The organism is Paenibacillus sp. FSL W7-1279, assembly GCF_037969845.1.
GTDB lineage: Bacteria > Bacillota > Bacilli > Paenibacillales > Paenibacillaceae > Paenibacillus_AQ.
The window spans coordinates 4,092,598-4,117,386 of sequence record NZ_CP150215.1; the positions used below are offsets into that span (position 1 = coordinate 4,092,598).

Annotated in this window: 20 protein-coding genes and 1 pseudogene; 4 read left to right on the forward strand and 17 right to left on the reverse strand. The window is 48.4% G+C overall.

Annotation, left to right across the window (positions count from 1 at the left end; genetic code table 11):
• The first annotated feature begins 505 nt into the window (after window positions 1–505).
• Both MKY82_RS18115 and MKY82_RS18120 read left to right on the forward strand, forming a co-directional pair.
• Entirely contained in the window at window positions 506–1,099 is a 594-nt protein-coding gene (locus MKY82_RS18115; RefSeq protein WP_339296693.1) for a class I SAM-dependent methyltransferase, read from the forward strand.
• Window positions 1,100–1,183: 84 nt separating this feature from the next.
• A complete protein-coding gene (locus MKY82_RS18120) occupies window positions 1,184–1,357 on the forward strand; it encodes a hypothetical protein (RefSeq protein WP_181469777.1) in 174 nt (57 codons plus the stop codon).
• A gap of 102 nt (window positions 1,358–1,459) precedes the next feature.
• On the opposite strand, the gene MKY82_RS18125 is transcribed toward MKY82_RS18120, so the two are convergent.
• The 7 genes from MKY82_RS18125 to MKY82_RS18155 all read right to left on the reverse strand — a co-directional run bounded on the left by MKY82_RS18125 (window position 1,460) and on the right by MKY82_RS18155 (window position 6,429).
• The gene (locus tag MKY82_RS18125; RefSeq protein ID WP_220685013.1) at window positions 1,460–1,894 is read right to left on the reverse strand and encodes an SRPBCC family protein; all 435 of its coding nucleotides are present in this window, start codon (window positions 1,892–1,894) and stop codon (window positions 1,460–1,462) included.
• A gap of 2 nt (window positions 1,895–1,896) precedes the next feature.
• Entirely contained in the window at window positions 1,897–2,397 is a 501-nt protein-coding gene (locus MKY82_RS18130) for a MerR family transcriptional regulator (protein WP_220685012.1), read from the reverse strand.
• Window positions 2,398–2,641: 244 nt separating this feature from the next.
• Complete coding sequence (locus MKY82_RS18135) at window positions 2,642–3,235, reverse strand: YdeI family protein (RefSeq protein WP_339294027.1); 594 nt, start codon at window positions 3,233–3,235, stop codon at window positions 2,642–2,644.
• Window positions 3,236–3,455: 220 nt separating this feature from the next.
• Window positions 3,456–4,553 (reverse strand): hypothetical protein, encoded by a 1,098-nt coding sequence (locus MKY82_RS18140; RefSeq protein WP_339294028.1) that lies wholly within the window; start codon window positions 4,551–4,553, stop codon window positions 3,456–3,458.
• The gene (locus tag MKY82_RS18145; protein WP_194543019.1) at window positions 4,445–5,005 is read right to left on the reverse strand and encodes a pyridoxamine 5'-phosphate oxidase family protein; all 561 of its coding nucleotides are present in this window, start codon (window positions 5,003–5,005) and stop codon (window positions 4,445–4,447) included. Before MKY82_RS18145 ends, MKY82_RS18140 begins: the two co-directional genes overlap by 109 nt.
• A gap of 437 nt (window positions 5,006–5,442) precedes the next feature.
• Window positions 5,443–5,847, reverse strand: a complete 405-nt coding sequence (locus tag MKY82_RS18150) for a nuclear transport factor 2 family protein (RefSeq protein ID WP_194543021.1) — start codon at window positions 5,845–5,847, stop codon at window positions 5,443–5,445.
• A 111-nt stretch (window positions 5,848–5,958) separates the two neighbouring features.
• A complete protein-coding gene (locus tag MKY82_RS18155) occupies window positions 5,959–6,429 on the reverse strand; it encodes a DinB family protein (RefSeq protein WP_194543022.1) in 471 nt (156 codons plus the stop codon).
• A gap of 193 nt (window positions 6,430–6,622) precedes the next feature.
• Here MKY82_RS18155 and MKY82_RS18160 point away from each other — a divergent pair, with 193 nt between their 5' ends.
• Both MKY82_RS18160 and MKY82_RS18165 read left to right on the forward strand, forming a co-directional pair.
• Complete coding sequence (locus MKY82_RS18160) at window positions 6,623–7,525, forward strand: LysR substrate-binding domain-containing protein (protein ID WP_339217628.1); 903 nt, start codon at window positions 6,623–6,625, stop codon at window positions 7,523–7,525.
• 173 nt (window positions 7,526–7,698) lie between these two features.
• On the forward strand, window positions 7,699–8,622 hold the full coding sequence (locus tag MKY82_RS18165) for an LD-carboxypeptidase (protein ID WP_339294029.1): 924 nt from the start codon (window positions 7,699–7,701) through the stop codon (window positions 8,620–8,622).
• A 335-nt stretch (window positions 8,623–8,957) separates the two neighbouring features.
• Here MKY82_RS18165 and helD read toward each other — a convergent pair whose 3' ends face one another.
• The 10 genes and pseudogenes from helD to MKY82_RS18215 form a co-directional block, all read right to left on the reverse strand.
• Window positions 8,958–11,375 carry an RNA polymerase recycling motor HelD gene (gene helD / locus MKY82_RS18170; RefSeq protein WP_339294030.1) on the reverse strand — a complete coding sequence of 806 codons (2,418 nt, stop codon included), beginning with the start codon at window positions 11,373–11,375 and terminating at the stop codon, window positions 8,958–8,960.
• A gap of 288 nt (window positions 11,376–11,663) precedes the next feature.
• Window positions 11,664–12,145 (reverse strand): annotated as a pseudogene (locus tag MKY82_RS18175) (aldo/keto reductase); the annotation flags it as partial.
• Window positions 12,146–12,774: 629 nt separating this feature from the next.
• On the reverse strand, window positions 12,775–13,389 hold the full coding sequence (locus MKY82_RS18180; protein ID WP_339217636.1) for an NAD(P)H-binding protein: 615 nt from the start codon (window positions 13,387–13,389) through the stop codon (window positions 12,775–12,777).
• Between the two features lie 24 nt (window positions 13,390–13,413).
• Window positions 13,414–13,719 carry a MarR family transcriptional regulator gene (locus tag MKY82_RS18185; RefSeq protein ID WP_339294031.1) on the reverse strand — a complete coding sequence of 102 codons (306 nt, stop codon included), beginning with the start codon at window positions 13,717–13,719 and terminating at the stop codon, window positions 13,414–13,416.
• Between the two features lie 462 nt (window positions 13,720–14,181).
• Entirely contained in the window at window positions 14,182–16,125 is a 1,944-nt protein-coding gene (locus tag MKY82_RS18190) for a family 20 glycosylhydrolase (protein ID WP_339294032.1), read from the reverse strand.
• 100 nt (window positions 16,126–16,225) lie between these two features.
• Window positions 16,226–18,451 (reverse strand): glycoside hydrolase family 3 C-terminal domain-containing protein, encoded by a 2,226-nt coding sequence (locus MKY82_RS18195; RefSeq protein ID WP_339296694.1) that lies wholly within the window; start codon window positions 18,449–18,451, stop codon window positions 16,226–16,228.
• Window positions 18,452–18,486: 35 nt separating this feature from the next.
• A complete protein-coding gene (locus tag MKY82_RS18200) occupies window positions 18,487–21,033 on the reverse strand; it encodes a glycoside hydrolase family 3 N-terminal domain-containing protein (RefSeq protein WP_339294033.1) in 2,547 nt (848 codons plus the stop codon).
• Window positions 21,034–21,080: 47 nt separating this feature from the next.
• Window positions 21,081–21,965 carry a carbohydrate ABC transporter permease gene (locus MKY82_RS18205; RefSeq protein WP_194543030.1) on the reverse strand — a complete coding sequence of 295 codons (885 nt, stop codon included), beginning with the start codon at window positions 21,963–21,965 and terminating at the stop codon, window positions 21,081–21,083.
• Window positions 21,966–21,977: 12 nt separating this feature from the next.
• Complete coding sequence (locus MKY82_RS18210; protein WP_194544829.1) at window positions 21,978–22,847, reverse strand: ABC transporter permease subunit; 870 nt, start codon at window positions 22,845–22,847, stop codon at window positions 21,978–21,980.
• 396 nt (window positions 22,848–23,243) lie between these two features.
• Complete coding sequence (locus MKY82_RS18215) at window positions 23,244–24,758, reverse strand: ABC transporter substrate-binding protein (protein ID WP_339294034.1); 1,515 nt, start codon at window positions 24,756–24,758, stop codon at window positions 23,244–23,246.
• Window positions 24,759–24,789 lie beyond the last annotated feature (31 nt).

The window sequence follows — 24,789 nt, forward strand, 5'->3', positions numbered from 1 at the left end:
ATATCAAACGAAATCGCATGTTTCGTAAACGAAAGTAAGGGGAACGTTTAATCATACATGGAAACAAATTGCAGCATCATTATACCCATCCTTTTTCTGAATGAAGAGTTCATAACGTACCCATAATACGATGGTTCGGAGCTCGAACAAATATTTCAGATGAAGGAGTGAATGAAATGCAGCGGATGATCCCTTTCAAAATCAATAATCAGAAAACCGTTATATCTTTATTGGCTGTTGGGGTGGGTGCTACACTGATTGGAATGGCATATAGACGCAGGCTCAACGGAAATGCATGGAGTCGTATGCTCAGGTCTATTCGATAATTTTCCTGAAGAGTGAACTTAATAAAGCAGTCGGATGACAAACTCCGGCTGCTTTATTTATATAAATAGTTTATTTGCCTTTATCGATGGGAATCGGTTAATTTTTCTACGTATAAGGAATGGGACGATGAGTCAGATTAACCTTTGTGCTATATAAAAAGGGTGGTGACTTGTTAGAAATGCCTCTGTCTCCGCGTTTGTATCACTGGTTTGTCCGTCCCCAATGGATTACTAAAAAATATATCCATGACCATATTCAGAAGCACTTCCAATTGGAGAATAAGTTCATCCTTGATTTTGGTTCGGGTACCGGAGCAAATTGCTCTATTTGTCATTCAGATCGGTATCTTGGCATTGAGCCCAATATGGATCGGGTTCGTCTGGCCAAAAGACTGTACCCCAACCATACATTTGAAATATTTGATGAACGCCAGATCCCTATAGAAAACAACTCCATTGACTATATCTTTGTCGTTGCTGTTCTTCACCATATATCAGATGAGCAGATTCGTTCATATTTGGTCGAGTTTGAACGCATTTTGAAACCAGGTGGCAAGGTTATCGTCATGGAGCCGTATTTTTGTATGAAAAGAAGATTTAACAATCGATTTATGAACTGGTACGATGATGGAAAGTATATCCGCAGCGAAAACAGCTACCTAGATTTATTCCAAAACGGGCAATACCGATGTGAGGTACTTAAGAAGTTTACAAAGTGCATGGTATATAACGAGATTTACTTCACGGCGGAACCAACCAGGCAACTAAATTAGAGTCCTCGAGCCGCCAATCTGCATAAATCTGGTCTCAATACACATTCTATGTTGTACATCTTAGAGAAAAGGGTGGTATGCGAAATGGCAAATAACAGGAACTATAATCATAATCAGCATGATCGTACGGATAATAATGGTCAGCGCCAGAACAAGGTTCATGGTGGTGAGTATCGCAATGGACGTCTTAGCCAAATTAAAAACAATAACCCGGAAGGTGAAGATATTCCGAATGAGTTTATAAGTCGGAAAGAGTAATAGATATCTATTTAACAATTCTTCACTCTAGCCTCTATTATCCAGGTTGTGGTTAAACCCCACTGATTTTTTTAACAGTGGGGTTTAACATGCTGGAAGCCGCTATTCGAGTGTCTTTCCAAGTGCATTAAGCATCTCATTTGTCCCATGCTCACGCACTTCAGGCGTATCATACCCGTCTAAGAATGCCCCCTGCTCCGTGAAGACCAGCTTTGTGCCATCCTCGGTCGGGATGAGCTCGACCGTTGTGATTGAAACGGAGATACGTTTGTCATCCGAATCCAGGGTATAGCTGTAGACGATGCGCTCTTCCGGCACAATCTCTTGGTAGCACGCGTCAAACGTAAAGACGGGCCCCTCTGGCGGGCCACCGCTGCTATATTCGCGTCCCCCCACATGAAACTCGAAAATATCGGGTTTTGAGAACCACTTTGCTTTGGCAGCCGGATCGGCCCAAGCTTGATAGACCCTCGCAGGCGAAGCTGCATAAGACCGTTCGACGACGAAAGTGGCATGTTTAACAAATCGTTCGTTCATAATTAATCCTCCCTAGATTTCGATTTTTTCTCTTCCTCGGCAATAAAATTACCCAATACATCCAGATGGTGTTCCCAGCTCGTTCTCCGCTCGATGACTAACTTCTCATGGCTTTTTTTAATCGCTTGCATGAGGTCAGTGAAGTCTTCAACCGCTAATGGCGCCATCCCCTGCATCGACTTGGATAGATGATGAAGCTGTTCAAGAAGCTGCTGCTGCACCTTGATTTGTTCCTTGATTCGGGCTATTTGCAGCTTGACGATCTCTAGAGGGCTGATCTGCTCGTCCTTCAGGATGAGCTTTACATCCTCCAAAGATAAGCCTAATTCTTTAAGCGATATAATCTGCTGCAGGCGTGACAGGTCAGATTCGTCGTACAGCCTATGACCGGACTCCGTCTTACCCGATGGAGAGAACAAACCAATTTGATCGTAAAATCGCAAAGTCCGCACGGTGAGCCCCGTTTGTTTGGCAAGCTCCCCTACCTTCCAATTTCGTTTCATAAGAGCTCCTTTAGTTAGCGCTAACTATGTACCGGTAGCTTAAGTATAAAAGATGACGTTACGTTAGGTGCAACCGAAATTTATTTTTTTGTTGAAATTTGTTTGGATTGCTCTCTTATCTAAAGCAGTGAGCCATAGGATAAGGAAGCCACCCCAATAACGATTAATTGCAAACAAAAAACTCCGCGTTTAACGCGGAGTTTAATCTATGTATGTTCTCTTCCTCCCACAAAGATAACATAATTTAATCATTTAATCCCTTCCCATCCAGGATATGCGCAATATATTTTTCAATCCTTGACTCTCGGGTTTTGGATTGCTTGGGTGTAGAAAAATGTAGAATATATGCTCTTTGTCGTCCCGGTGTCAATGCTTCAAAAGCCGCTTTTAAATCGGGCATGTCCACGAATTTGCTTTCTAATTCTTCCGGTATGGTGTATTCCGTATTCTTTTTATAGTTCACTTGCAAACCGGCTTTCTCAACTTCGATGGCTTCATCAATATATGTTTTCAAGATAAGTTGCATTTCATCGATCTCTTGAACATTGGTGAACCGAATCTGACGCGCCGCCTGAACATTCGCGGTTTGTTGGATTAGAATCCCATGGGGATCTTTTAACAACGCCCCTTTGTGAAACAGAAGCGCACAGTAATCCTTAAAGCCATGAATCAAAACGATGTTTTTATCGTCAAGCGTGTAACATGGATGCATCCACTTAAAATCCTCGGTCAACCCGCAGTCAAGAGCGATTTCTCTCAGCAGCTTAAATTCTTCCTTCCACTTCTTAAGTTTGTTAAAATAGGGATCTATCTTTGAATTCCTTTCACCGTTTACCATCGAGGTCCCCCCTCAAGTTTTTTATGCAGCAAATCCAATCCATTCTCGAGCTCCAGAGCGGTTGCAATTAAGTATAGGACACTGTTTGGTGTCGTGTCAACGGAATCCGCGACCCTCGCATGCGTAGATGAAGTTTTTGCTGCCGATCGCAGATTCAGTTCAGTTTAGCAGCAGTTCAATCGAATTGAATCGAATTCGATTTTGATTGAAACTGACTCGTTCATTGAATCATTCCGGTGATCAACTGTAATTCCATGCCCGTCCCGCTAATCAACAATCGTTCCTTCTTGTTCCCGAGCAATTGCTGGGTCCAATCCACGAAACCGCCATCTACTATATTCACTCCATTCACATTCACTTCGAAGTTCAGGCCTTTATAATACTGGTTGCTGCTCTCTACCCTGTCTTCGATAAATAAGCAGGAGGGAAACTCTACATTCAAATGATCGACCATTCTGTCCAGGAAACCTTCTGAATCGGTATAGCCCTTGCGCATATGAAGAAATACCTTTGTCTCCTGACCAAGCTTCCCACCATAATAATTGAGATAGAATGCGATGTGCCGGGTCAGTGTATCTTTCTCGAAGCGATATGAACCGGTATCTTTTCCTGAACTAACCAAGGTAAATAAACCGAAATGAGGCAGGACGTTGGCCTGTTTATACCATTGCCCTCGAGTGACTCTGCTGGCTGCGCAAACATGCACATCGTTGATGCTGTTGTTTATTGATTTGTTCTTTATGCCATTCGCCAGATAAATCGCAAGCATATTGGTGCTGTCCGACATCAATTCAACGCCTCTTGTTGCTGATATCACCTTGTTTTGATCAACCTTTGCAATCACTGAACAGCTTCCCAACGGACTAGCTGGAGAAAGCTCCAATGAGGTAAATCCGCTATTTTCGGCCAATTCGAGCATATCAAGCTCTATTTTCTTCAGTTTAATTGGACTGATTTCGGAAGGCTTCACAAAACGATTCGTGGCATATTTGTTTAACAAGTCGACGGGAGAACTTTGAGCCGTCATTTCTTGTGAAAGCGCGAGAAGAAGCGTAGTCATCTCCGATTGCGACAATTTTGTTGTCAGTTCCGTAATCAAACGTTCATTTCCTAATTTTGCAAGGATTGTATGTACGATTTGGGAATGTTCCACCTTCAACCTCCTCAAAGTCACTCTTGTCCCATCGTCCAGCCGCGAGATACCAACCGCTATGTCCTTATACGTTTCCCAAGAGACGTCGGCAATCCGTCGAGGCTGCTCAAATTCTTTTCCTGCCAGTAACTGTGCAAGCCTTCTTCGCCTTTTTGCTCCGCCCACCGCTGGAGCGTCTCTCGCTCCTTCTCGTACGACATGAATGGAACCGCATAGCCGCAGGACGTCTGGACTTTATGTATGTCGACCATAATTATCTGCCGGACTCCAGGCAGCGGCTCGAACATTTCGTACAGCTGCTCCCACTCGTTGTCCTCCGGGAGAATCACCGTTCCGGTCCCGTATAGGCGCAGGATGTTCGGCGGCCCCTGGAATGCGCAGAACATCATCGTGATACGACCATTCTCTTCGATATGAGAGCTGGTCTCATTGCCGCTTCCGGTCAAATCCAAATACGCAACCTTACGATCGGACAATATCCGAAACGTGTCATATCCCTTCGGCGACAGATTGACATGCCCATCCCTCGACATGGGCGCCGTTCCGACAAAGAACAGCTGCTGCTTTCGGATGAAGGCCATATGCTCGGGGAGCATGGCCGGAAACTGTTTTCCCATTCGAATCCCCTCCGATAAACTTGTAGTTGTTTGATTCAACCGTGAACACCGGCCAAGTCGCGTTCTAAGGCGGGCCGGATCGCTGCTTCAGGCTTGATCTCGTGCTTGGCTATACGTACATTGTATTCGAAGACGGCCCATAAATATAATATATTCTTAACACGCATAGATACACTTCGGTTATGAATGAGACAACGAGCTCTTCGCGGGAGGCAAGCAACAATTACTCGGCAGTACTGCCTGAAGGCGGGATGATGGTTTTTGGTGGTAAGGTGGGGTTATTAGAATTAATCTGAAGGATAAGTAGACTTGCAGCTCGTAAAGCATACTGGACAAGGCCGAAAGTGTTTAATTGAGCGTGTACGTCTGGAACATGTATTGGAAGCCTGATCCGAATGGAGTCTGGCTTCCAATATACACTGCAGCTTTTATATCTATTATGGGTTCTCGTAGTTTTTTAACGGCATACCTACATATTCGCGGAAGGAGCGGATCCGCCCTGCCTCAAATTCAAAGACGATTGCAAGCTCATTACGAAAAGGCCGCCCATTCAACAAGCCTTCCGAGCGAAATACCACCATCCCGTTGTCCTCATTCTCAAGAACGATGAGCGGAGTCAGCTGCATCTGAAATACGGAGCGCTCGAACCTGATCAATTCCTCAAACCGCTCTTTGCCTTGCTGTTCATGATTCCACCCCTCTAGCGGGAGCGGAACAGAGAAATGAAAGTCTTCCGTAACCTTATTAAGAAAATCAGCTGTATCCCCCGTTTCCAACGCATGCCTAAAGGCATCAAACCCTTCGCATGTTCGGGATTGGACTGAGTCTAGAGATTTCTCCATAGAAAATTCCTCCTCATTACGGTTTATTGTTTGCTTCAAATATAATTGAGTTTTCATTGAGTCGTTTTGAATGGTGAGACGTCTTGAAATAGGAATCTTGCTTAACATTGGTTAACTCGACGAAAGAACCTTTAACTGGCTCGAAATCGTTCCAAGGTGAAAAGCTTCGTGAATCAGGATAAAGTTTAACAGCTCACCAGAGGTGTTGAAATGGAACGGTCCCAAGTCAAACGGAGCCGAAAGCTCCTCGCCCAGCATTTCAGGCTTCAACTCAGTGATACGGGAAAGCTGCGCCGTTAACATCTCGACCATCGCTTCCTTCGATGGTGGAGCAACCGTCCAATCCAAGGGCTTTGTGCCAGAGTTAAACAGCGTTTCATAAGAGCCCGGTACGATAGGCGTGGAGTCGAAGATCAAGGGAGAATACTTATCCATCCAATAAATCATATGGCCGACATTCCAACGGACCGTATTGTTGAAACCAGCCGGTTGGATATCGAACAGTTCCTCCGGGATCGCCTGCACCTGCTGCTGCAGCACTTGACGTGCGGTTGTTGCCGTATTGATAATCATTTCAGACATGCTAATTCCTCCTTTATCGTGAGAACCGCTTGATATGTTCCCATTTTATGTCTTACGGAACTAACCATCAATGCAGTGGGCGTTACCGGAACGTTAAGTATCAGTTAACGATTATTCGTTGACAGAAGAAGAAGTCGGAGCAACAATAAGGATTGAGCATGATACACGATGCATTAGAAAGCAGGTGCGAGCATTGGAGTTAAAACAACTGCAATATTTCATGGCCATTTGTGAAGAGCTTCATTTCACGAGAGCTGCCGAAAAAATGGGAGTCAGCGCACCCAACATTAGCCAGCAGATAAGAAGATTGGAAGAAGAACTCGGAGTTCTGCTGTTCGATCGTGTGGGAAAAACCATTGTCCTTACAGACGCTGGAGCCATTCTTCGCGAACACGGTGCTGCCGTTTTCAGGCATCTGCAGCAAGCGGGCGACGCCATTGCAGATCTGAAGCAAATGCAAGGCGGGTCCCTTTCCATCGGGGTCTTGCCCGGTGACGCGGATCTCATGTTCAATGCCATGCTATTAAACTTCCATCAGACCTACCCCACCCTCTCACTGTCCCTTTTGGAAACCACGAAAGTAACCGAACAAGTCCTGGACCGAAGCATCGATGTGGGCGTAACCATTGGACCTGTTATCGATGAACGTCTCACGACAATTCCCCTGTTTCATGAGGAGTTCTCATTGGCTGTAAGTAGGAATGATCCCCTTGCCACGGAGAATTTCATCCCCTTGAACAGGCTGCAAGGCTTAAAGATGGTCATGTTCCCAGGAGACCACCAATGCCGCAAGGTGATTGACCGCTTTTGCATGGACAACGGGTTTACACTTCAGTCGAATTTGGTGACGACAACGTTATCTTCCCTCCTTCAGATGGTACAGAGCGGAGTCGGCGCTTGTGTTCTGCCGCGACTTCTATTGGAGAATCTTCACAATCCGGACATCAAGGTCGTGCACCTCAGGAACCCTACGCCTTCTCAGGACATTTGTCTGATCTACCGCAGCGACAGGTATGTCGGATACGCCATGCGTACGTTTATCAAGACCTTGAGAGCCTACATCGACACAGCTATCCATCAATCGAAGTCTTCGTAGAAGGTAGCACCACCAGTAACAAACCCGCTCAAGCCTTCTCCCTTCCCCTCTCTCAACTAAGAATACAAACTTTTCAAAATTCTTTTTTAGTACTGCATTGCGAATCTAGCCAATATATTCTAAAGACATGATCACGATGGCTTCTTCTATTCTCAGGAAGGGAAGAAAAGAATATGCCGATATCTCCGCCAATCTTGCAGAGGGGCGATACCGTTGGAATCGTTACCTTGGGCAGCCCGCTCGCTGCAGGCATCATTAATGCACGAATCGAATATTTGAGAGCAATGGAGCTTAATGTTGTATTGGGTCAATATGTATATGCGCAAAACGGGTTTCTTGCCGGCACAGACGAGCAGCGAGCCTCCGATTTAATGATGATGTTTCGAGATGAGCAGGTAAAAATGATACTGCCTACCAGAGGCGGTACAGGCGTGGCCGGAATTCTTCCCTACCTGGATTACGACGAGATACGAAGTAACCCAAAAATCGTCACGGGGTACAGCGACATCACGGTACTATTAAATGTTCTGCATCAATATGTAGATTTAATAACATTCCATAGTCTGATGCTTATTGACTTCAAACCCGAAACGCCCGCTTATAATTTCGATCAGTTTTTTTCCGCGACATCCGTGTATTCATTAACCCGGCCAATCTTGAATCCGCCGGGGATGCCGTTGATAAGCCGTATTCCGGGCAATGTGACGGGGCAGCTTGTTGGCGGTAATCTCACATCGTTTGTCGATACGCTGGGCACGCCATTCGAAATCGATACACGGGGTAAAATTCTCGTTCTTGAAGAAACGCATGAACCCACCAATACCGTTTACAGATACTTGAACGATTTGAAGCTTGCCGGTAAATTTAATGACTGCATCGGCATTATTATGGGAGAATGCTCAGGCTGCCAGGCGGCTTATGGCATATCCTATGAAGATTTAATCAACGAATTTGTTGTACCTCTCGGTAAGCCGCTTATAACGAATCTTGCTACAGGACATGGGATGTATAAAGCCGCCTTGCCGATTGGCGCAACAGTGCAACTCGATTCCGTCAATAATAGAATAACTACGGTTGAACCTACAGTCAGCGTTTAACTTCGGCTAGGACGATAAAAGGTCATGTCTATCGACAAGCTCCACAATTCTGAGCCGGCAAGGCAAAGTTCCCTACCCTTGTAATGAATGACGTACGGTTCAGATTTATAAGCGCAAAAAAACAGCCTTGGCCGAATAACGGCAAAGGCTGTTTACATGTTTTCATACAAGCGAGTCAGCACCTTTGTTTGCATAGGAGCTGACATGATCCCTTCTTTCTGATCATCGAGCTGAGCATGGTTAAAAATTAGCTCGAGGATCAAATTGATCTGTTCTCGAAGAAATGGCTAAATCATGAGCAGAACCTTGTGGCGGAGGGCGTCATCACCGATCCGTCAATATGCCGCTTTCTCATATAAATCAGCTGGCAATGCCTGCACGAACGGTGACCAATCGTCCGTTGTGTATACATGAAGTCGGTGCATGGCCCGCGTACATGCTGTATACAGAAGCTTGCGATCGTTTTCCCGGCTGTAAGCTTGAGGTGATGCCTCATAAATCAGAACGGCATCAAACTCAACACCCTTGGCGAGATATACGGGGATAACCATTACTCCTTTTTCAAAGGTGACCGTCTCCTTCGTAATGAGCTGCAATCCTTCGCTTCCTTGCTCCCTTAAAGATTCAAAGGCTGCGCGGCTTTCAGCCGCAGTCTTCGTAACGACGGCAATAGAGTCTAAGCCCTCGGCTTTAAGTGCCGCGATGTCTTTCAGTATTCGTGCTTCACGCATTTCTTGGTCATCTAACTTCACAAGAAGCGGCTTATGTCCGCTCCTGTCAAAGGGGACGATTTCCGACTCAGCAGAGAGCAGCGTTTTCGTAAATTCCACAATCTCCCGTGTTGAACGATAGCTGCGAACAAGGCGGATCAAACAGGTTTCGGCTTCACCATAAAGTCGAGTAAGCGGCGAATCGGACTCATGCAGCTTGGTAGACTGCGTAAAGATCGCCTGCCCGAAATCACCGAGTACCGTCATGCGGGCACGCGGAAATAGTTTTTTGAGATACTCATATTGAAACGGCGAATAATCCTGCCCCTCATCGACGAACACATGCCGAATCTCCGTGTTCGTTCGAACGCCTTCGATCAGTTCTTTTAAATACAGATACGGAGTCGCATCCTCATAGAATAATTCGAGCCGGTCCAGCTTTTCTTTGGTTTGCCTACAAATTTCAGACCATAGAACAGGGATCTCGGTCTCATTTGTCTTCTCTCGATAAGCAGCTTCATCATCAAACAATTGGACGTATAAGCTTTGGACATCGATAAACGAAAATCGCTTCACGCCTTGCCTTAGCGGTTTGAAGCTCATCTTCACAATCCTTTGGCTGAGGATGTCTTCCTCCCGCTCGGCGAAGTCAAAGTCACCTTCATCTTCTCTGCGCTTATTGCTTATTTTCTCGTAAACAACGGCATAACGCTCGGCGATATCAAACACTTCCCTATCCTTATGCAGCTCGCTGAAAACTTCCGCATATTGCTCGTTGTCGAGGTATTGAAGCTCCTCCTCAACCCAGGACGCCCTCCGCTCTTTGCGCTCTAATAATGAAAGTTCCTTCAGAAGCCACTTTTGTAAGAGATCAACACGATTGGCTAAGCTCAAGGAAGGATCGTAGCTGTAAAATTGGGTTCTCATTTGCTCCGACGTTATCAGAACACGATCCCGAAACCGAATGCCTTTGAACAGGATGCCTTCCCGCCCCAGCCACTTCGCATAGTTTTGCAGGGCCCTCATGAAAGCTTCGGATGCCTTGTACTTCATCCCTTGAAGACGCGCCTCGTAATTCGGAGTTGATTGTGCGGTCAGCACATATTCGATCTGATTGAAGGGATCCTCGACATGGAAGGATGAACCCAGCCAATATTCGAGATATTCCTGAAAAGTCGTCTGCTGCATGTTCTCCTCGCCGAGCTCGGGAAGGACAGTGGATACATAACTGTTGAACATTTGATTTGGCGAGAAGAGAACGATCTGGTCTGCCTTAAGCGAATCGCGGTTTTTGTATAGCAAATACGCCACACGTTGCAAGGCTGCGGAGGTCTTCCCACTGCCAGCCGCCCCCTGGACGATAAGCAGCCGGCTAAAATCGTTTCGGATGATGGCGTTTTGTTCCTTCTGGATGGTTGATACGATACTCTTCATTTGGGAGTCCGCGCCTTTGGCCAGCATTTGCTGGAGGAGCTCGTCGCCGATCGTTACGTTCGCATCAAACATATGACGGATTTGTCCATCGTGAATCTGATACTGCCGTTTCAACTCCATCATACCCGTGATCTGCCCGACCGGCGTGACGTAAGAGGCCGCACCGGGTGAATGGTCGTAGTAAAGACTCGCGATGGGACTGCGCCAATCATATACCAGGAAGCTCAATTCATCTTCATCGACGAAGGATGATACGCCGATATAAATCTGCTCGCTCACATTCAGGCCGTCCTCTAGAAAATCAACACGCCCAAAATAAGGAGACGGCAGCAGCCGATGTAAGCTCCTCCATTGCTGCTTCAGAAGCCGGTGACGACGCTCCCTTTCGGATAACACCGCAGCCTGTTGTTTAATCGTATAAAATGTTTCTTCAAACTCTTCGTCCGAGCTCGTGTTGACCGTAACCTCTTCCCAGAATCGCCTGCGAATCTCAGCAGCCTGATCGCGCATCCCGGTAACGCTTGGTTCCAACTGGTCGATCCTCGCCTTCATCTTTCCCCTTACCTGATCCAGCCGTTCTTGTTCTAACTGCCATTCCTTCGCTTCCATGTTTTCTGAACACACTCCTTCTCAATCTGGTCCGAAAAAAGTGCATTGACAAATCAGGATCACCGATGTACAATTAGATTAGGATAAGGAATTATAATATCGGTTTCTTCATGACTTTTCAATTGCGCTACTGATTATATCATAGCGCTTTTTTGTGTTCAATTGTTTTTTGTACTCCTTGGCGCATCTGCCAAGCTTTTTTTATTTTCCCATAAAATCAAAAAAACCGCGTTGTAGGAAGAGGTCCCGCAACCCGGTTTTATCCAATGTAAGTCCGCTGGCGTTTAACATGGCTGAAGCTCCGATATAGCGGGCCTTTCCGGCTTTCACCACATCATGAAGAGCCTCCATTGTTTCTTCGATAGGCGTATCATAATCCCATCGATGGATCTGGTACAGATCAACATAATCGGTACCCAAGCGCTTGAGGCTTTTGTCGATTTCACTCATAATTGCTTTCCGGGACAGACCCATACCGTTAGGACCTTCGTGCATACGGAAATGAACTTTGGTCGCAAGGACGATTTCATCCCGATTGGCATAATCCTTTAATGCGCGGCCCACATCTCCTCACTTGTACCGTCTGAGTACACATTCGCCGTATCGAAAAAGTTGATGCCTAGCTCCAATGACTTTTTAATAATAGGACGACTGTTCTCCTCATTAAGCACCCATTGATGCACCCACCGCTCTGCTGCGCCAAATCCCATGCATCCAAGACAGATGCGGGATACGTCGAGCCCGGTATTCCCTAGTTTCACATATTCCATGAAGATCCCTCCTTGCATTTAAGTCTATCACCTAGAGTTAACTCTAGATCAATCCTTATTTCATAATGTACCGCTTATTTATATTGGCGCGATTTCTGTGACTTAGTATGCCTATTGGATCGGCAGGCTCTCCCAGGTATTATACTCATACCTTAAAATGCGGGCTTAATTACCATAAGGAGAATAATCATGACTCCTATTAGGTTTGCCACCGTATCTCGGGATTGCTTTCTTTGAAATAACATCTTATATTCTGAGGAAATCTCGTTAGGCCCTGACGAATTGGACGCGATCCCTTGCATTTGTTTCAGGATGGGTTCAACCGCAAAGATCGCATACATGCCTGAGATAAAAAACAACACTAGCGAAGCGATGTACCATTCCGTTTGAAATAAGTAAGGGTTTATCCAGCCCATCAATAATCCTGATATGAGGATAATACCAAAGGAAACATTGGCATTTCGGTTCAATTTTTCAACGATATGATGAGCATATTTCAACTGTTCCGCCGACTTCGCCCGCTTCAAAATCATATTGAACAGAAACACCGGCCCAACTCCAAAAATTGCGGATAGAATATGGAACACTAACAGTGAAGTATACAGGTAATACATCTCATCATCCCCTCTCTATTCCTTGCTCCAAGTAACACAATATATTTTCCTGAAGTTCGCATTGTTATCAAGAGCATCAACTAACACCTTGGCCAAGTCTGCTCTAGAAATTTGATATGGACCGGAAGCAAAACCATGACGTTGTTCCTGAACTCTTATCTTTCCGGTTGAAGGGTTATTATTTAATTGAGCTGGTCGGTAGATACTCCAATCAAGGTCACACTCCTGGATGATTTTCTCGGCTTTATCAAGTTCCGTCAATTCGTGACGAAAGATCCATCTTGCGAATGAAGCGAAGATTCTGGGGCGTTTGGCTTCGAGTAAATAAGAGCTGACAAAAATGAGACGCCGGGTTTTTCTTTCCTGCATCGATCTAATAATTGTTTCCGTAACGCCGGCTATATCGGTTTTGCCGCCGATAATCGCAATTACAGCATCACTTCCGTCAATCGCATGAAGAACGTCAGATTTATGAAGTCCATCTCCAGTTACGATCTTGTCAAAGCTCTGATCCATACTTAACAACTGCGGGCGTCTTGTAAACGCAATAAGCTCGTGCCCACGCGTCTTACCGTACTTTAGAACCTCCAGTCCTGTCGGACTCGTTGAACCTATGACGGTTATTCTCATATCCATCTCCCCTGCTCATTAGAATCACTGACGAGTTGAAGTTTGTACATGTTTGTTCAAATTGTTTAATATGATTTTTAACAACCTTATTAATTCCAGGTACTCTTCTGCTGAGATCCCTTCTGTTCCAATCTCCATTACTTCTGCTAGCGCTTCCTCAATCTTCGGAACGACAGCCCTTCCGGAATCGGTTAGATATATCTTTTGGTTCCGTAGATCGATGGGGTCAATTTCTTTGCGAATATAACCCTCAGATTCAAGCTTTCGGATCGCCTTTGCCGTCGTTGTCTTGTCGACCATCAATTGCTCGCTTAGTGTTTTCTGATTCACCTCCTCTTTCATTGAAAGCATTAGCAAAAACATGTGTTGCCCAAATCCCAAGCGAAGCGGGGCTAGACGCGGAGTAAGCAGCATATGCAAATGTCGATTGATTGCGGTTATTTCTTTTCCGTACGATTCGTTCTGGAATTCAATCCTTTTCATCATATTCAACCCCAATAGTATTATTAACCAACTATATACATTTTAATTGAATTTAGTTGGTTATTGCAACCAAATTCAACGAAGTTCTGTTTGTTTACCATTCCAAGCTCCCGCTTTCGAATATTTTCTATCCATTTAGATAATAAATAGCGATCCTCCATAAAAAAAGCCGCGAGTATCGCGACTTTAAATGCTATGAGTATATCCTCGTACAAATGAAATTTTCTCCTGTAACTCACCAAACATGACTCCAGACTACCTCTTTCAATTATTGGCGTTTGAATGTGTTGAGGTCTGCTGCTCTAAAACTTATTCTTGAGTTTGCCGAATCCCTTCGTATTGTTCAAGCAGCCTATACATCGCTCGGGTGCTGGTTGTAAGACCGCCTTCCTTATTGCGAATCCGCCATAATCGATTAAATTCTTCAATAACCAGCTTGAGCTGAGATTCCAGATCAATGATGCAATTGACCTCATCTTGTGCATCAGACATATCGATCCGGCACATATATCGGTGAATGCCAACTGCCTGTTCAATCAATCGCAGGGTATTACGCAGTTCGTCTGTAATGACGTCGGCATCGCGAACTTGAGGATCAACTCTTCCCAGCTGTTCTTTAAGCTTCTTCAGCCACGCCAGCATGTCATGATATTGAAAATTCAGCTGAAACGAATCGACTGTCGTGCCGTTAAGCTCTGCAAATATCCGCAAAAACAAGCTAAGTTCTTTCTCCAGCTGCTCCCGGCTCTTTAATCCGCGGGTCAGCAAAGCACTCAGATAGGTGCCGTTATCAAGCGAGCTGTTCTCCAAATGGTAGTATCGTCCCAATTCCATCAGGAAATGCCCGATCTCACCGCTGGCGTCTTTAAATACGTACTCCGACAGATAGCTCTTCAGTTCATCTTCCCGATGCAGGTTGCCTTCCGTGCACCAGCTTAACCCCGCTGCATACGCATACCCTGGATAGCTGATGACCGGAACCTGCCAATGTCCGTTATCTCCCCAGTCGGTCACGATAAGTCCTCCGGCTCCGTATTTCTGACCTTGGACCGCTGCGTCCGCGATATTGTCCAGCATATTGTCGGTCCGCCCGGACAGGGAGGACCAAGAGCTGGTACCCGGACAGACGAAATACGATATTCCGTGCTTTTGCAGCATGCTGCAGTGCTCAGCAAAAGAAATGCTGCTGTCATAATTCCAGTCGAGGATCGTCACATCGTCCGGGATCCGTTCGGCCACTTCCGGATGGCGGGTCAATACATCTCCCCACATCATCGCTTTCTTTCCGTGGCTTCGAACGATATCCGTCACGCCCACTGCATACTCCATATACAGCGGGCCCAATCCGATCGCATCGCAGCGCTCCTTGCTTTTGCCGGATCCAAGACCAAACGGCTCATCCATATTGATGTTCACCCAATCGGATGTGAACGCGGGCAGCAATTCGTCGAACATCCCCCGGATCAAATCTAGAGAACGCGGGTCCACAGGATTCAAGGTGGTGGGAGGGAATGTCAATGGATACGGACCATCAATCGGCATTCCATCCGGATGCTCCGCAAGGTCACGGTATGCCGGTTTACTGAGCCAATCTCCCATGTGGCCCAGACAATTCTGATTCGGCACCAGATCGATAAATCGGCTTGCGGCGTATGCGTCCAATCTCCGGAAATCTTCCGCAGTCATTGGCGTGCTTTCAGGGAACGCCGTCTTATGCTGCGTATATTCGAAGCAGTATCCCTCCATATACAGCTGCAGATGATTCAGCTTTAAACTCTCCATCTGGTCTAGCAGCTGGAACAGCTCGGTCAGCTTCGGAATTTTGCTCCGTCCGATATCCAGCATTAAGCCGCGTACCGGGTAATCGGGCTCATCTTCTATTCGGAAGCAACTCCAAGTAAGGCCTTGGCGAGAGAGTAGCTGCTCCAAGGTAACCACTGCATAATTCAACCCGGCCGGTTGACTGTATACGATATGGAGTCCTGCCTCATCCCATTGTAAGACATAGCCTTCCGGATGCAGCCTCTCCTGTAAAGAGACCGATATCGGAATGGACGAATCTGTTGAAGGATCATCCCGAAAAGAACCAGACAACGCCTGCTCCAATCGAGTTTTCAGTCTCACCTGCTCCACGGCTGGGACTTCTCTTTCCTGAATTTCATACGAAACGCTGCCCGACCAGTTCTTCTCTCCACCCAGCCATTTCACAAGTCGCGGCCGTGGATACAACGGCATGGGTTGCTCCTGTTTCATTGAATAGACACTTCCTTTCCCTGATCCGACACATGAAAAATTTTTTCATATCATGATTGTGGTAATGTTTGAATCAGCTATTCTTAGCAACTCATTCCAGTCAGTTATTCAAATAGTCAATCAAGTCACTCAGCTGCTTCTCTGTCGTTTTGCCGCCGCTGAACGACAACAAGCCGCGCAATGGCATGGCGTCCAGGAACGCCCGAAACATTTCCGCATGGGAACTGTCTTCAATCGCGGATGCAAACGGGAGCTTGCCGATAAAATCCTCTACAAAAGCCGCGCCTTTGACGGTCATTTTCAAATCCGATACGGTGGAGTTGCGATGGAATACAATCTCCCGCACCGTTGTGGACTGCACCTCAACGATCTCCGTAAGCACGATGTCCCGGGAGGACTTGCCGATTCGAATTTCAAATTTGCCGCACTCGACGACCCAGTCCTTCAGCTCAACGTCATAATAGGCGAAGGTTCTGCGATCCAGTTCGAAGGTAATGGTCTTGGCTTCCGCCGGAGCCAATTCCACCTTGTCAAAGCCCTTCAGCTCCTGTTCAGGCCGAATCACGCTGCTCTCCATATCATGAACATAGAGCTGAACGATCTCCTTGCCAGGTCGGGCTCCCGTATTCATCACATCGACGGAAACGGTGAGCTTCTCATTATCTTTTAGCCGCTTCTTATCCACGGTCAGATTGGAGTATTCGAATCTGGTGTAGCTCAGCCCGTGACCGAAAGGAAACAAGGGAGCCAGCTTTTTCGAATCATGATAGCGGTACCCGACAAACAAACCTTCGCGGTATTCAACACGGTCGCCTTCCCCGGGAAAAAACAAGTACGAGGAATTGTCGCTCAAATTAACTGGGAACGTCTCGGCCAGCTTTCCGGACGGATTCGCGTCACCGAATAGAATATCGGCGATTGCTCCGCCAAGCGCCTGTCCGCCAAGATACGCTTCCAGCACCGCCTTGGCTTCTCCAAGCCACGGCATTTCCACCGGTGCGCCGTTGCTGAGCACCACTGCCAGATTCGGCTGCACCTTCGCTACCGCTTCGATCAGAGCGATCTGATTCGGCGGAATCCGCAGATGCTTCCGGTCAAAGCCTTCCGATTCATAACGGTTTGGCAACCCGGCAAAAACAACGGCAACGGTAGCCTCGGATGCGAGGGCAATCGCTTCCTGAAGCAGCTGCGGGTCAATGTCCTCTTCGTTCAGTTTATAGCCGGGGGCGTAATGGACCTTCGCATCGCCGGCCGATGCCTCTAATTCCTCTAAGATATCGTCCAGCCGGGTCGGACGAATCTTGGAGCTGCCGCTGCCCTGATAGCGCGGCTCTTTAGCTAATTCGCCGATGACGGCAATGCGGCCGCTTCGGGCCAAAGGCAGCAGTCCGCCTTCATTTTTAAGCAGCACCATACTCTCTTGAGCCACCTCGCGAGCCAGACGGTGATGCTCCGCCTGATCGAAGGCCGCATCAGGCTTTCGCTGATCTACGGCCTTGAAGATCACGGCAAGCAGACGCTCCACCGCAGCGTCCAGCTTGGATTCGGGCAGCTGGCCGTTTCTTACGGCCTCTACAATTTTTGCATCCCCCTCGCCGTGGCTTGACGGCATCTCCAGCTCCATTCCGGCCGCAAGCGCCTTGGCCCGCTCATTAACCGCACCCCAATCCGAAATGACAAAGCCGTCATGGCCCCATTCGTTTTTCAAAATATCGGTCAGCAGCGTCTCATTCTCGGAAGCAAATTCTCCGTTCACTTTATTGTAGGAGCACATCACCGTCCACGGCCGTGCTTGCTTGACGGCGCCTTCAAAGCTGGCCAAGTAAATTTCACGCAGCGTCCGCTCGTCGACCACCGAGTCCGACGTCATTCGCCGATGCTCCTGGTTGTTGGCCGCGAAATGCTTGAGTGAGGTCCCGACCCCTTGACTCTGCACCCCTCTGATATGGTGAGTCGCCATCTCGGATGATAAATAAGGATCCTCAGAGAAATACTCAAAGTTTCGTCCGCATAGGGGCGAACGCTTGATGTTAGCTCCAGGCCCCAGCAATACGGCTATGTTCTCCGCCTGGCATTCTCTGCCGAGCGCTTCGCCCATCCGGTAGATCAAGTCACGGTTCCATGAGCTCGCTACGCCCGCCGCCGACGGAAAACATGTTGCAGGCACGCTGTCGAACAAGCCCAGATGGTCAGCCGAGGCCCGCTGCTTGCGAAGCCCGTGCGGTCCGTCCGTCACCATAACGGATGGAATGCCCAGCCGCTCGATCCCTTTCGTATGCCAATTGTCCTTACCGGAGCAAAGACTCGCCTTCTCCTCCAAGGTCATCTGCGAAACCAGTGCCTTCAAATCCCGCTGATCGCTCAATTCAATTCCTCCCCGTTATGATTCAATTCATCCAGCAATTCAAACTCTAACCCATCCGATAGATCCCGGCTGCTGGAGCCGATGTACACCTTGAATGTGCCGGGCTCAGCCGCGTAGCCGGAAGCCGGCGACCAGAACGTCAATTGCTCGACTTTAATCGTAAACGTAACCTCCCGGCTCTCTCCCGGTTCCAGCCATACTTTCCGGAAGCCCTTCAGCTCTTTAACCGGTCTTACAATACTCCCGCAGCAGTCCTGAATGTACACCTGAACGGTTTCCTCCCCGGAAACACCGCCCGTATTCGTCACTTTCACCGTTACCGTAATCGTACCGTCCGCCGTCATTTCGCGTCGGTCCAGGGTGATCCCCGAGATATCAAAAGTCGTATAACTCAGCCCATATCCGAATGGATATAACGGGTCATTCGGTCCGTCCAAGTATTTGGATATGAATTTATCCTTTCCATTCGTATCAGTTACCGGTCTGCCGGTGTTAAAGCTGTTGTAGTATACCGGCACCTGCCCGATGCGGGCAGGAAAGCTCATCGTCAGCTTCCCTGACGGGTTGTAATCTCCTGTCAACACGTCTGCGATGGCGTGACCTGCCTGCGAGCCTAGGAACCAGGTTTCCAGAATGGCATCGACATGCTGGTCATACCAGTCCAGGACTAGCGGACGTCCGTTCGTCAGGACAAGAACCGTCGGTTTGCCTTCCGCGATCACGGCTTCCGCCAGCCGCTGCTGCGCCTCGGGAATGACGACATCCATGCGGGAAGCCGCTTCACCCGACATATCGCTGCTCTCACCCAGCGCCAGAACGACGATATCGGCCTCTCTCGCCTGTAAGATTGCAGCCTCGATTCCGCCGTCAATCGCTTTATTCACGCCGCTGCCTTGAGCGTAGAGGAGGCGCTCCGCAGGAATGCCTTTCTCCAGCAGCCCTTCGTACAGGGTCACCGTTTCATGGCCGTACCGGGAGAACTGCCACGGTCCGAGCAGATCCTTGCTATCGGCAAACGGACCTATCAGCGCGATTTTGCCGGCATCCTTAGCCAGCGGGAGCACGCCGTCATTTTTGAGCAGAACGGCCGATTTGCGCGCCAACTCCAAACTTGCCTGCAGATGCGCTTTGTTAAAGTGGTATTCGATTTCTTTCTCAGGGCGAATATATCGATATGGGTCGTCCATTATACCGGTTTTGTACTTCAAGTATAAAATGCGGCGAACAGCATCATCGATTTGCCGTTCGCTCACCTTACCTTCCCTGACCAGCGCAGGCAAATGATCGAAAGCGCGTGTCACCATTTCGATGTCCATCGTGGCATGAACTGCTTTTAGCGCAGCCTCCTTCGTATCCTTCGCGTGTCCGTGAATCCGAATCTCGTCAACAGAGCCGTAATCGGAAATCAGGATTCCGTCAAAGCCCAGCTCTTCCCGCAGCAGCTCTTTCAGTACGAACATATTAGCCGCAACCGGGACGCCCTGATAAATATTAAAGGCATTCATCACCGAGTCGGCTCCCGCTTCCAGTGCAGCCTTAAACGGCGGAAGGTACACGTTTCGCAGCGTGCCCTCCGAGATGTCCACACTGTTATAATCCCTGCCGGCTTCTGCTGCACCATAGGCAATGAAGTGCTTCAGGCAGGCGACCAGCGTCTCTTCGTTATGCAGAGACTCTCCTTGGTACCCTGCAACTTGAGCTTTGGCAATTAACGCCCCTAAAAACGGATCCTCGCCGGCTCCTTCCGATACTCTGCCCCAGCGGGCATCACGGGTAATGTCGATCATCGGGCCGTGATTGAATATCGTTCCGGAAGCGCTGGCCTCCTTAGCGGCGATCGCGCACGCTTCTTGGATCGCTTCCATGTCCCAGCTGCAGGACCATGCCAGCGGAATCGGGAAAATGGTCTGCGAGCCGTGGATGACGTCCGCATGAAACAGCAGCGGAATGCCGTGCGGCGATTGCTCGACGGCTATTCTCTGCAATTCGAATACTCTTGTGATGTCAAAGGCTCCCAGTACCGACCCTGCCCTGCCCTCAGCAATCAGCTTCTCGGGCGGGTCGGATTCCACGGCATTCCCGAAGGAGAAATTGGAGGCCTGGCACTGGCACATTTGACCAACCTTCTCCTCCAGCGACATGTCGGCAAGCAACGCTTCTACAGCCTCTGCAATCTCTTCGTCCGTACGCTCCCGTACCCCGCTCTTTCGATGCACCGCTGCTTCCTCCAGCAAGGATTGCGCTAGATAGGGCCCCCGCCCCCTTTCACCTTGAAGGGGGAAGCTCCCGAACGAGGGGATGCGGAGCTCGCCGGTGAACGAATCCCCGTCGAACGACAGCTGGACGGAAAGATCCTCATCCGGCTTCCAAAACACTTTACCCAGTCCCCGTAGTTGGCTGCCCTGCACCGTAACGTCGGGGAATGAGAGCGGAACCGGAAGGGGCTCCATGACGGCATCGAGGGTGTAGTCTGCTTTTTTGCTGATTTTAAACTGTATTTTCATTCGCGGTTTGTCGATGATGCAATGCCAATTTCCTATCATTTCGACTTCACTCCTGTCCTTGGTCATCTTGTTTTATACGTTCTGGTTTAGCCCTTTACCGCACCGATCGTCATGCCTTTAACAAAGTATTTCTGGAAGAACGGATAGGCGACGAGGATCGGCAGGACGCCAATGACGGCCACGGCCATCCGGAATGTCTCGCTTGGTAGCTGCTCCAGTGCATTCCCTGAATTCATGCTGCTGTTGCGGGTCAAATACTGGATATCGCTCATGATCCGGTTCAGAAGATTTTGCAGGCTGAACAGCTCCGGATCCGTTACAAAGACCAATCCGTTATTCCAGTCGTTCCAGTATGCCAGCCCTTGGAACATGCCGACCGTTGCCATAATCGGCAGCGACAGCGGCAGAATGATCTTGTAATACATTCTGAACTCCCCGGCACCGTCCATGCTGGCCGATTCCAGCACCGCCGAAGGGATCGTGGTGGCAAAGAAGGTCCGCATCAGCAGCACATTGAAGCCATTCATGAGCAGCCAGGGGATCAACAGAGCTAGCAGCGTGTTTTTCATATCGAACAGCTGGGTATAGACCAGATAGGTCGGAACCAGTCCCCCGTTAAACAGCAGCGTAAAGAACACGATGAACGACAGCACGACGCCGCCGGGAAGATCCTTGCGGGATAGCGGATAGGCCAGCAGCGAAGTGATGACAAGGCTTGCGCTCGTGCCGATCACTGTGATCAGGATCGTGATCCCGTACGCATGGAAGATCTGTGCCGATTCTCTCCATAGATATTCATATGCGCCCAGGCTGAGCTTGGAGGGGAAGAAGGAATAGCCCTCCACGGCAATCGTGTGATCGTCCGTGATCGATGAGATGAACAGCAGGATGAACGGAAGAATGCACGCCAGGGAAAAAACAATCATGATAATGTGCGCTGCCCATTGCAGACCGCGAGATTCGTTTTTCATATGGTTCGCTCCTTAGAACAAAGCATTGTTTTTATCAATTTTCCGCACGACATAATTGGAGACCAGCACGAGAACGAAGCCGACCAGCGACTGATAGAATCCTGCCGCCGAGGACATCCCGATATCACCGAGCTGCATCAACCCGCGGAATACGTAGGTGTCTATCACATTGGTGGTCGAGAACAGTGCGCCGGAATCCATCGGCACCTGGTAGAACAATCCGAAATCCGAATAGAAGATGCGCCCGATACCGAGCAGAGTCAGAATGGTGATCACCGGCGTAATCATCGGAAGCGTGATCTTGCGGATCTGCATCCATTTGGAGGCCCCGTCCAGCTTTGCAGCCTCGTAGTATTCGGGATCGATGCCGATGATGGCTGCCAAATAAACGATGCAGGAATACCCCGCTGCCTTCCAAATATGCACGACCGTCAGAATGAAGGGCCAATATTTCGGCTCCGTATACCATGAGATAGGATCCAGCCCAAGTGCCGGAAGCAGCGTCTTGTTCACCATTCCCGTATTCACGCTGAACATGGCGTAAACCAGGTAGCTGACGATAATGATGGAGATAAGGAACGGCAGAATGATGACGCTTTGATAAAAGCGAGATGCCACTTTGTTTCGGATCTCGTTCAGCAATATCGCGACACCAACCGAAACGATCAAGCCGAGAACGATAAACGCAGCATTGTAAAGAATCGTGTTACGCGTAATGATAAATGCATCATCCGTTTTGAACAGATACTCAAAGTTTTTGAAGCCGATCCAGTCACTGTCCCATATCCCTTTGCTGTAGTTCACGTCCTTAAAAGCGATGCTTAGACCGAACAGCGGCAAATAATTGTTGATGAGCAGGTAGATAAGCCCCGGCAACATCATGATGTATAGCGGAACGTACTTCCGAAGGGATCTCCGTCCCTTACGGCGTGTTGTACTTGTCACCGCACTTCCCCCCTTTGCGGCTTTATAGCCGAATCTATAACTTCATTTTAAAGAGCAAGCACACGGGCCACTACCGCTTTGACGACTTCACATTTGTGCTTTCCCGACTTCAGCGTCAGTAGAGTAGAACCTAGGACAGAAAACGCGCTGGATCATCCCAATTCCCTTGGAAGCGCTATGTCAACAAGAAAAAAGCAGGCTGCACAAGGCTATATCCTTGGCAGCCTGCCGTTAATCCTTCACTTGATCGATGAGCTTAAACTTTAAACATTTCCTTTCACTATACAAATCAGAAACAGTCACGGGCTAACCCGTGACTGTTCACATGATGCTTTACTTCACGCCGTTGGTTTTAGCCCATTCATCCAATTGCTTCTGTTTCTCCGCAATAATCTTATCGATTCCGGCCGATTTCAATTTGGAGATGAACTCCGGCAAAATTTGTTCCGGGTCTACACTGCCTGTCTCCAGCGGCATTTTATATTGCGTAATGACGTTGCTTACGGCTGCATACTCGGTCTTCACCGGAGAAGCATCAAACAGGAAGCCCATCGCTTTGGAGCGCTTGGAGCTCTTGTTGAATTCATCCATCTTGGACCAAATTTCCGGATCGTCGCCATTTATGACATAAGACAAGAACTGATTCCCGAACAGCCAGCCAAGCGGCATTTTATAACCCACCGAGTTGTAATCAACACCCTCCGGATAATCGATCACATTGTCAAAGCCGTCCACCTTTACATAATGGGTGCCTTCGATCCCCCAGTCATACAGGTTCACGATATCCTTGTCGGTGTACATCAGATTTAAAAATTCCATCGCTTTCTCAGGAGTTTCGGAATTGACCGGAATGCCCCACATCGCTCCCGTTACCGTGCTCGTCGTAGCTACAGGAGGTACGAGTTCTGCAGTGACCAGCTCAAGCCCGGACAGCTTCTTCTCGCTCTCCGCAAAGCCGGGTTTTTGCATAGCCATATAGGCAAAGGCTTTGCCTGCCTTAATCATGTCAAACCGCGTTGCCTGCGTTGTGGCCATATCCTGTGGAATCAGCCCGTCCTGATACCAGCCGCGAATCTTGTTGACAAAGTCGGCATATTCCTTCGTCTCGTAATAATTGACAATCTTGAGGCCATTGTCATAGCTCGGAAGAACACCGATCGTGTCGTTCAGACTATCGTAGTTGACATAATTCTCTCGGAAGGATTGCCCCGCTGCACCGGTAACCAGCGGTGTCATGGTAGGCCCCTCTCCTTCCTTTACCTTCCGCAGCACGGCCTCCACGTCATCAAGCGTCTTGATCGAGGCAACATCGATCTTGTATTTATCAACCAAGTCTTTGCTCATGGTCAGCCCATAGCTGGCCGCCAAATCCCGCACCGTCGGCGTTCCATATATCTCGCCTCCGATGCGTGTAGCTTGCAAATAATCTTTACCCAAGGCGTCGGCGATCCCCTGACCATGCTGCTCAAGCAATTGATCCAGAGGCTTCAGCTGACCTTTCGCAACGATGTTGCTGAAGTTATAACCGGATAAGTACAGCAGATCCATTTTCTCACCGCTTGCAAACATCAGATTCGTTTGCTGCTCCCAGTCTCCGACAGAAATATGCTCAAATTTGACCTTGGCCTGTATTTTCTCGGCCGCGATCTTGTTGATGGCGTCTTCCACTTGCTGCATATCCTTCGGTATGGAGCCTGCCACCGGAAGCACGACCGTCAGCTCCGTGAGGGCTTTTTGTTCACTTGCCGGCTCATTGTCTTGGTCGGCTGCTTTCCCTCCTCCGCAGGCCGACAATAGTATGACGGCGCTCAAGAGCATCGTGGATAGTCGTGCGAATGATTTTTTCATCTGTTCCCCCGCCTTTGTGATTGATGTATTT

Excerpts from the sequence above, each read along its gene's own strand:
- MKY82_RS18115 (WP_339296693.1), top strand. The coding sequence starts at position 506 with ATGCCTCTGTCTCCGCGTTTGTATCACTGGTTTGTCCGTCCCCAATGG.
- MKY82_RS18120 (WP_181469777.1), top strand. The coding sequence starts at position 1,184 with ATGGCAAATAACAGGAACTATAATCATAATCAGCATGATCGTACGGAT.
- MKY82_RS18125 (WP_220685013.1), bottom strand. The coding sequence starts at position 1,894 with ATGAACGAACGATTTGTTAAACATGCCACTTTCGTCGTCGAACGGTCT.
- MKY82_RS18130 (WP_220685012.1), bottom strand. The coding sequence starts at position 2,397 with ATGAAACGAAATTGGAAGGTAGGGGAGCTTGCCAAACAAACGGGGCTC.
- MKY82_RS18135 (WP_339294027.1), bottom strand. The coding sequence starts at position 3,235 with ATGGTAAACGGTGAAAGGAATTCAAAGATAGATCCCTATTTTAACAAA.
- MKY82_RS18145 (WP_194543019.1), bottom strand. The coding sequence starts at position 5,005 with ATGGGAAAACAGTTTCCGGCCATGCTCCCCGAGCATATGGCCTTCATC.
- MKY82_RS18150 (WP_194543021.1), bottom strand. The coding sequence starts at position 5,847 with ATGGAGAAATCTCTAGACTCAGTCCAATCCCGAACATGCGAAGGGTTT.
- MKY82_RS18155 (WP_194543022.1), bottom strand. The coding sequence starts at position 6,429 with ATGTCTGAAATGATTATCAATACGGCAACAACCGCACGTCAAGTGCTG.
- MKY82_RS18165 (WP_339294029.1), top strand. The coding sequence starts at position 7,699 with ATGCCGATATCTCCGCCAATCTTGCAGAGGGGCGATACCGTTGGAATC.
- helD (WP_339294030.1), bottom strand. The coding sequence starts at position 11,375 with ATGGAAGCGAAGGAATGGCAGTTAGAACAAGAACGGCTGGATCAGGTA.
- MKY82_RS18180 (WP_339217636.1), bottom strand. The coding sequence starts at position 13,389 with ATGAGAATAACCGTCATAGGTTCAACGAGTCCGACAGGACTGGAGGTT.
- MKY82_RS18190 (WP_339294032.1), bottom strand. The coding sequence starts at position 16,125 with ATGAAACAGGAGCAACCCATGCCGTTGTATCCACGGCCGCGACTTGTG.
- MKY82_RS18195 (WP_339296694.1), bottom strand. The coding sequence starts at position 18,451 with ATGACCTTGGAGGAGAAGGCGAGTCTTTGCTCCGGTAAGGACAATTGG.
- MKY82_RS18200 (WP_339294033.1), bottom strand. The coding sequence starts at position 21,033 with ATGATAGGAAATTGGCATTGCATCATCGACAAACCGCGAATGAAAATA.
- MKY82_RS18205 (WP_194543030.1), bottom strand. The coding sequence starts at position 21,965 with ATGAAAAACGAATCTCGCGGTCTGCAATGGGCAGCGCACATTATCATG.
- MKY82_RS18210 (WP_194544829.1), bottom strand. The coding sequence starts at position 22,847 with ATGATGTTGCCGGGGCTTATCTACCTGCTCATCAACAATTATTTGCCG.
- MKY82_RS18215 (WP_339294034.1), bottom strand. The coding sequence starts at position 24,758 with ATGAAAAAATCATTCGCACGACTATCCACGATGCTCTTGAGCGCCGTC.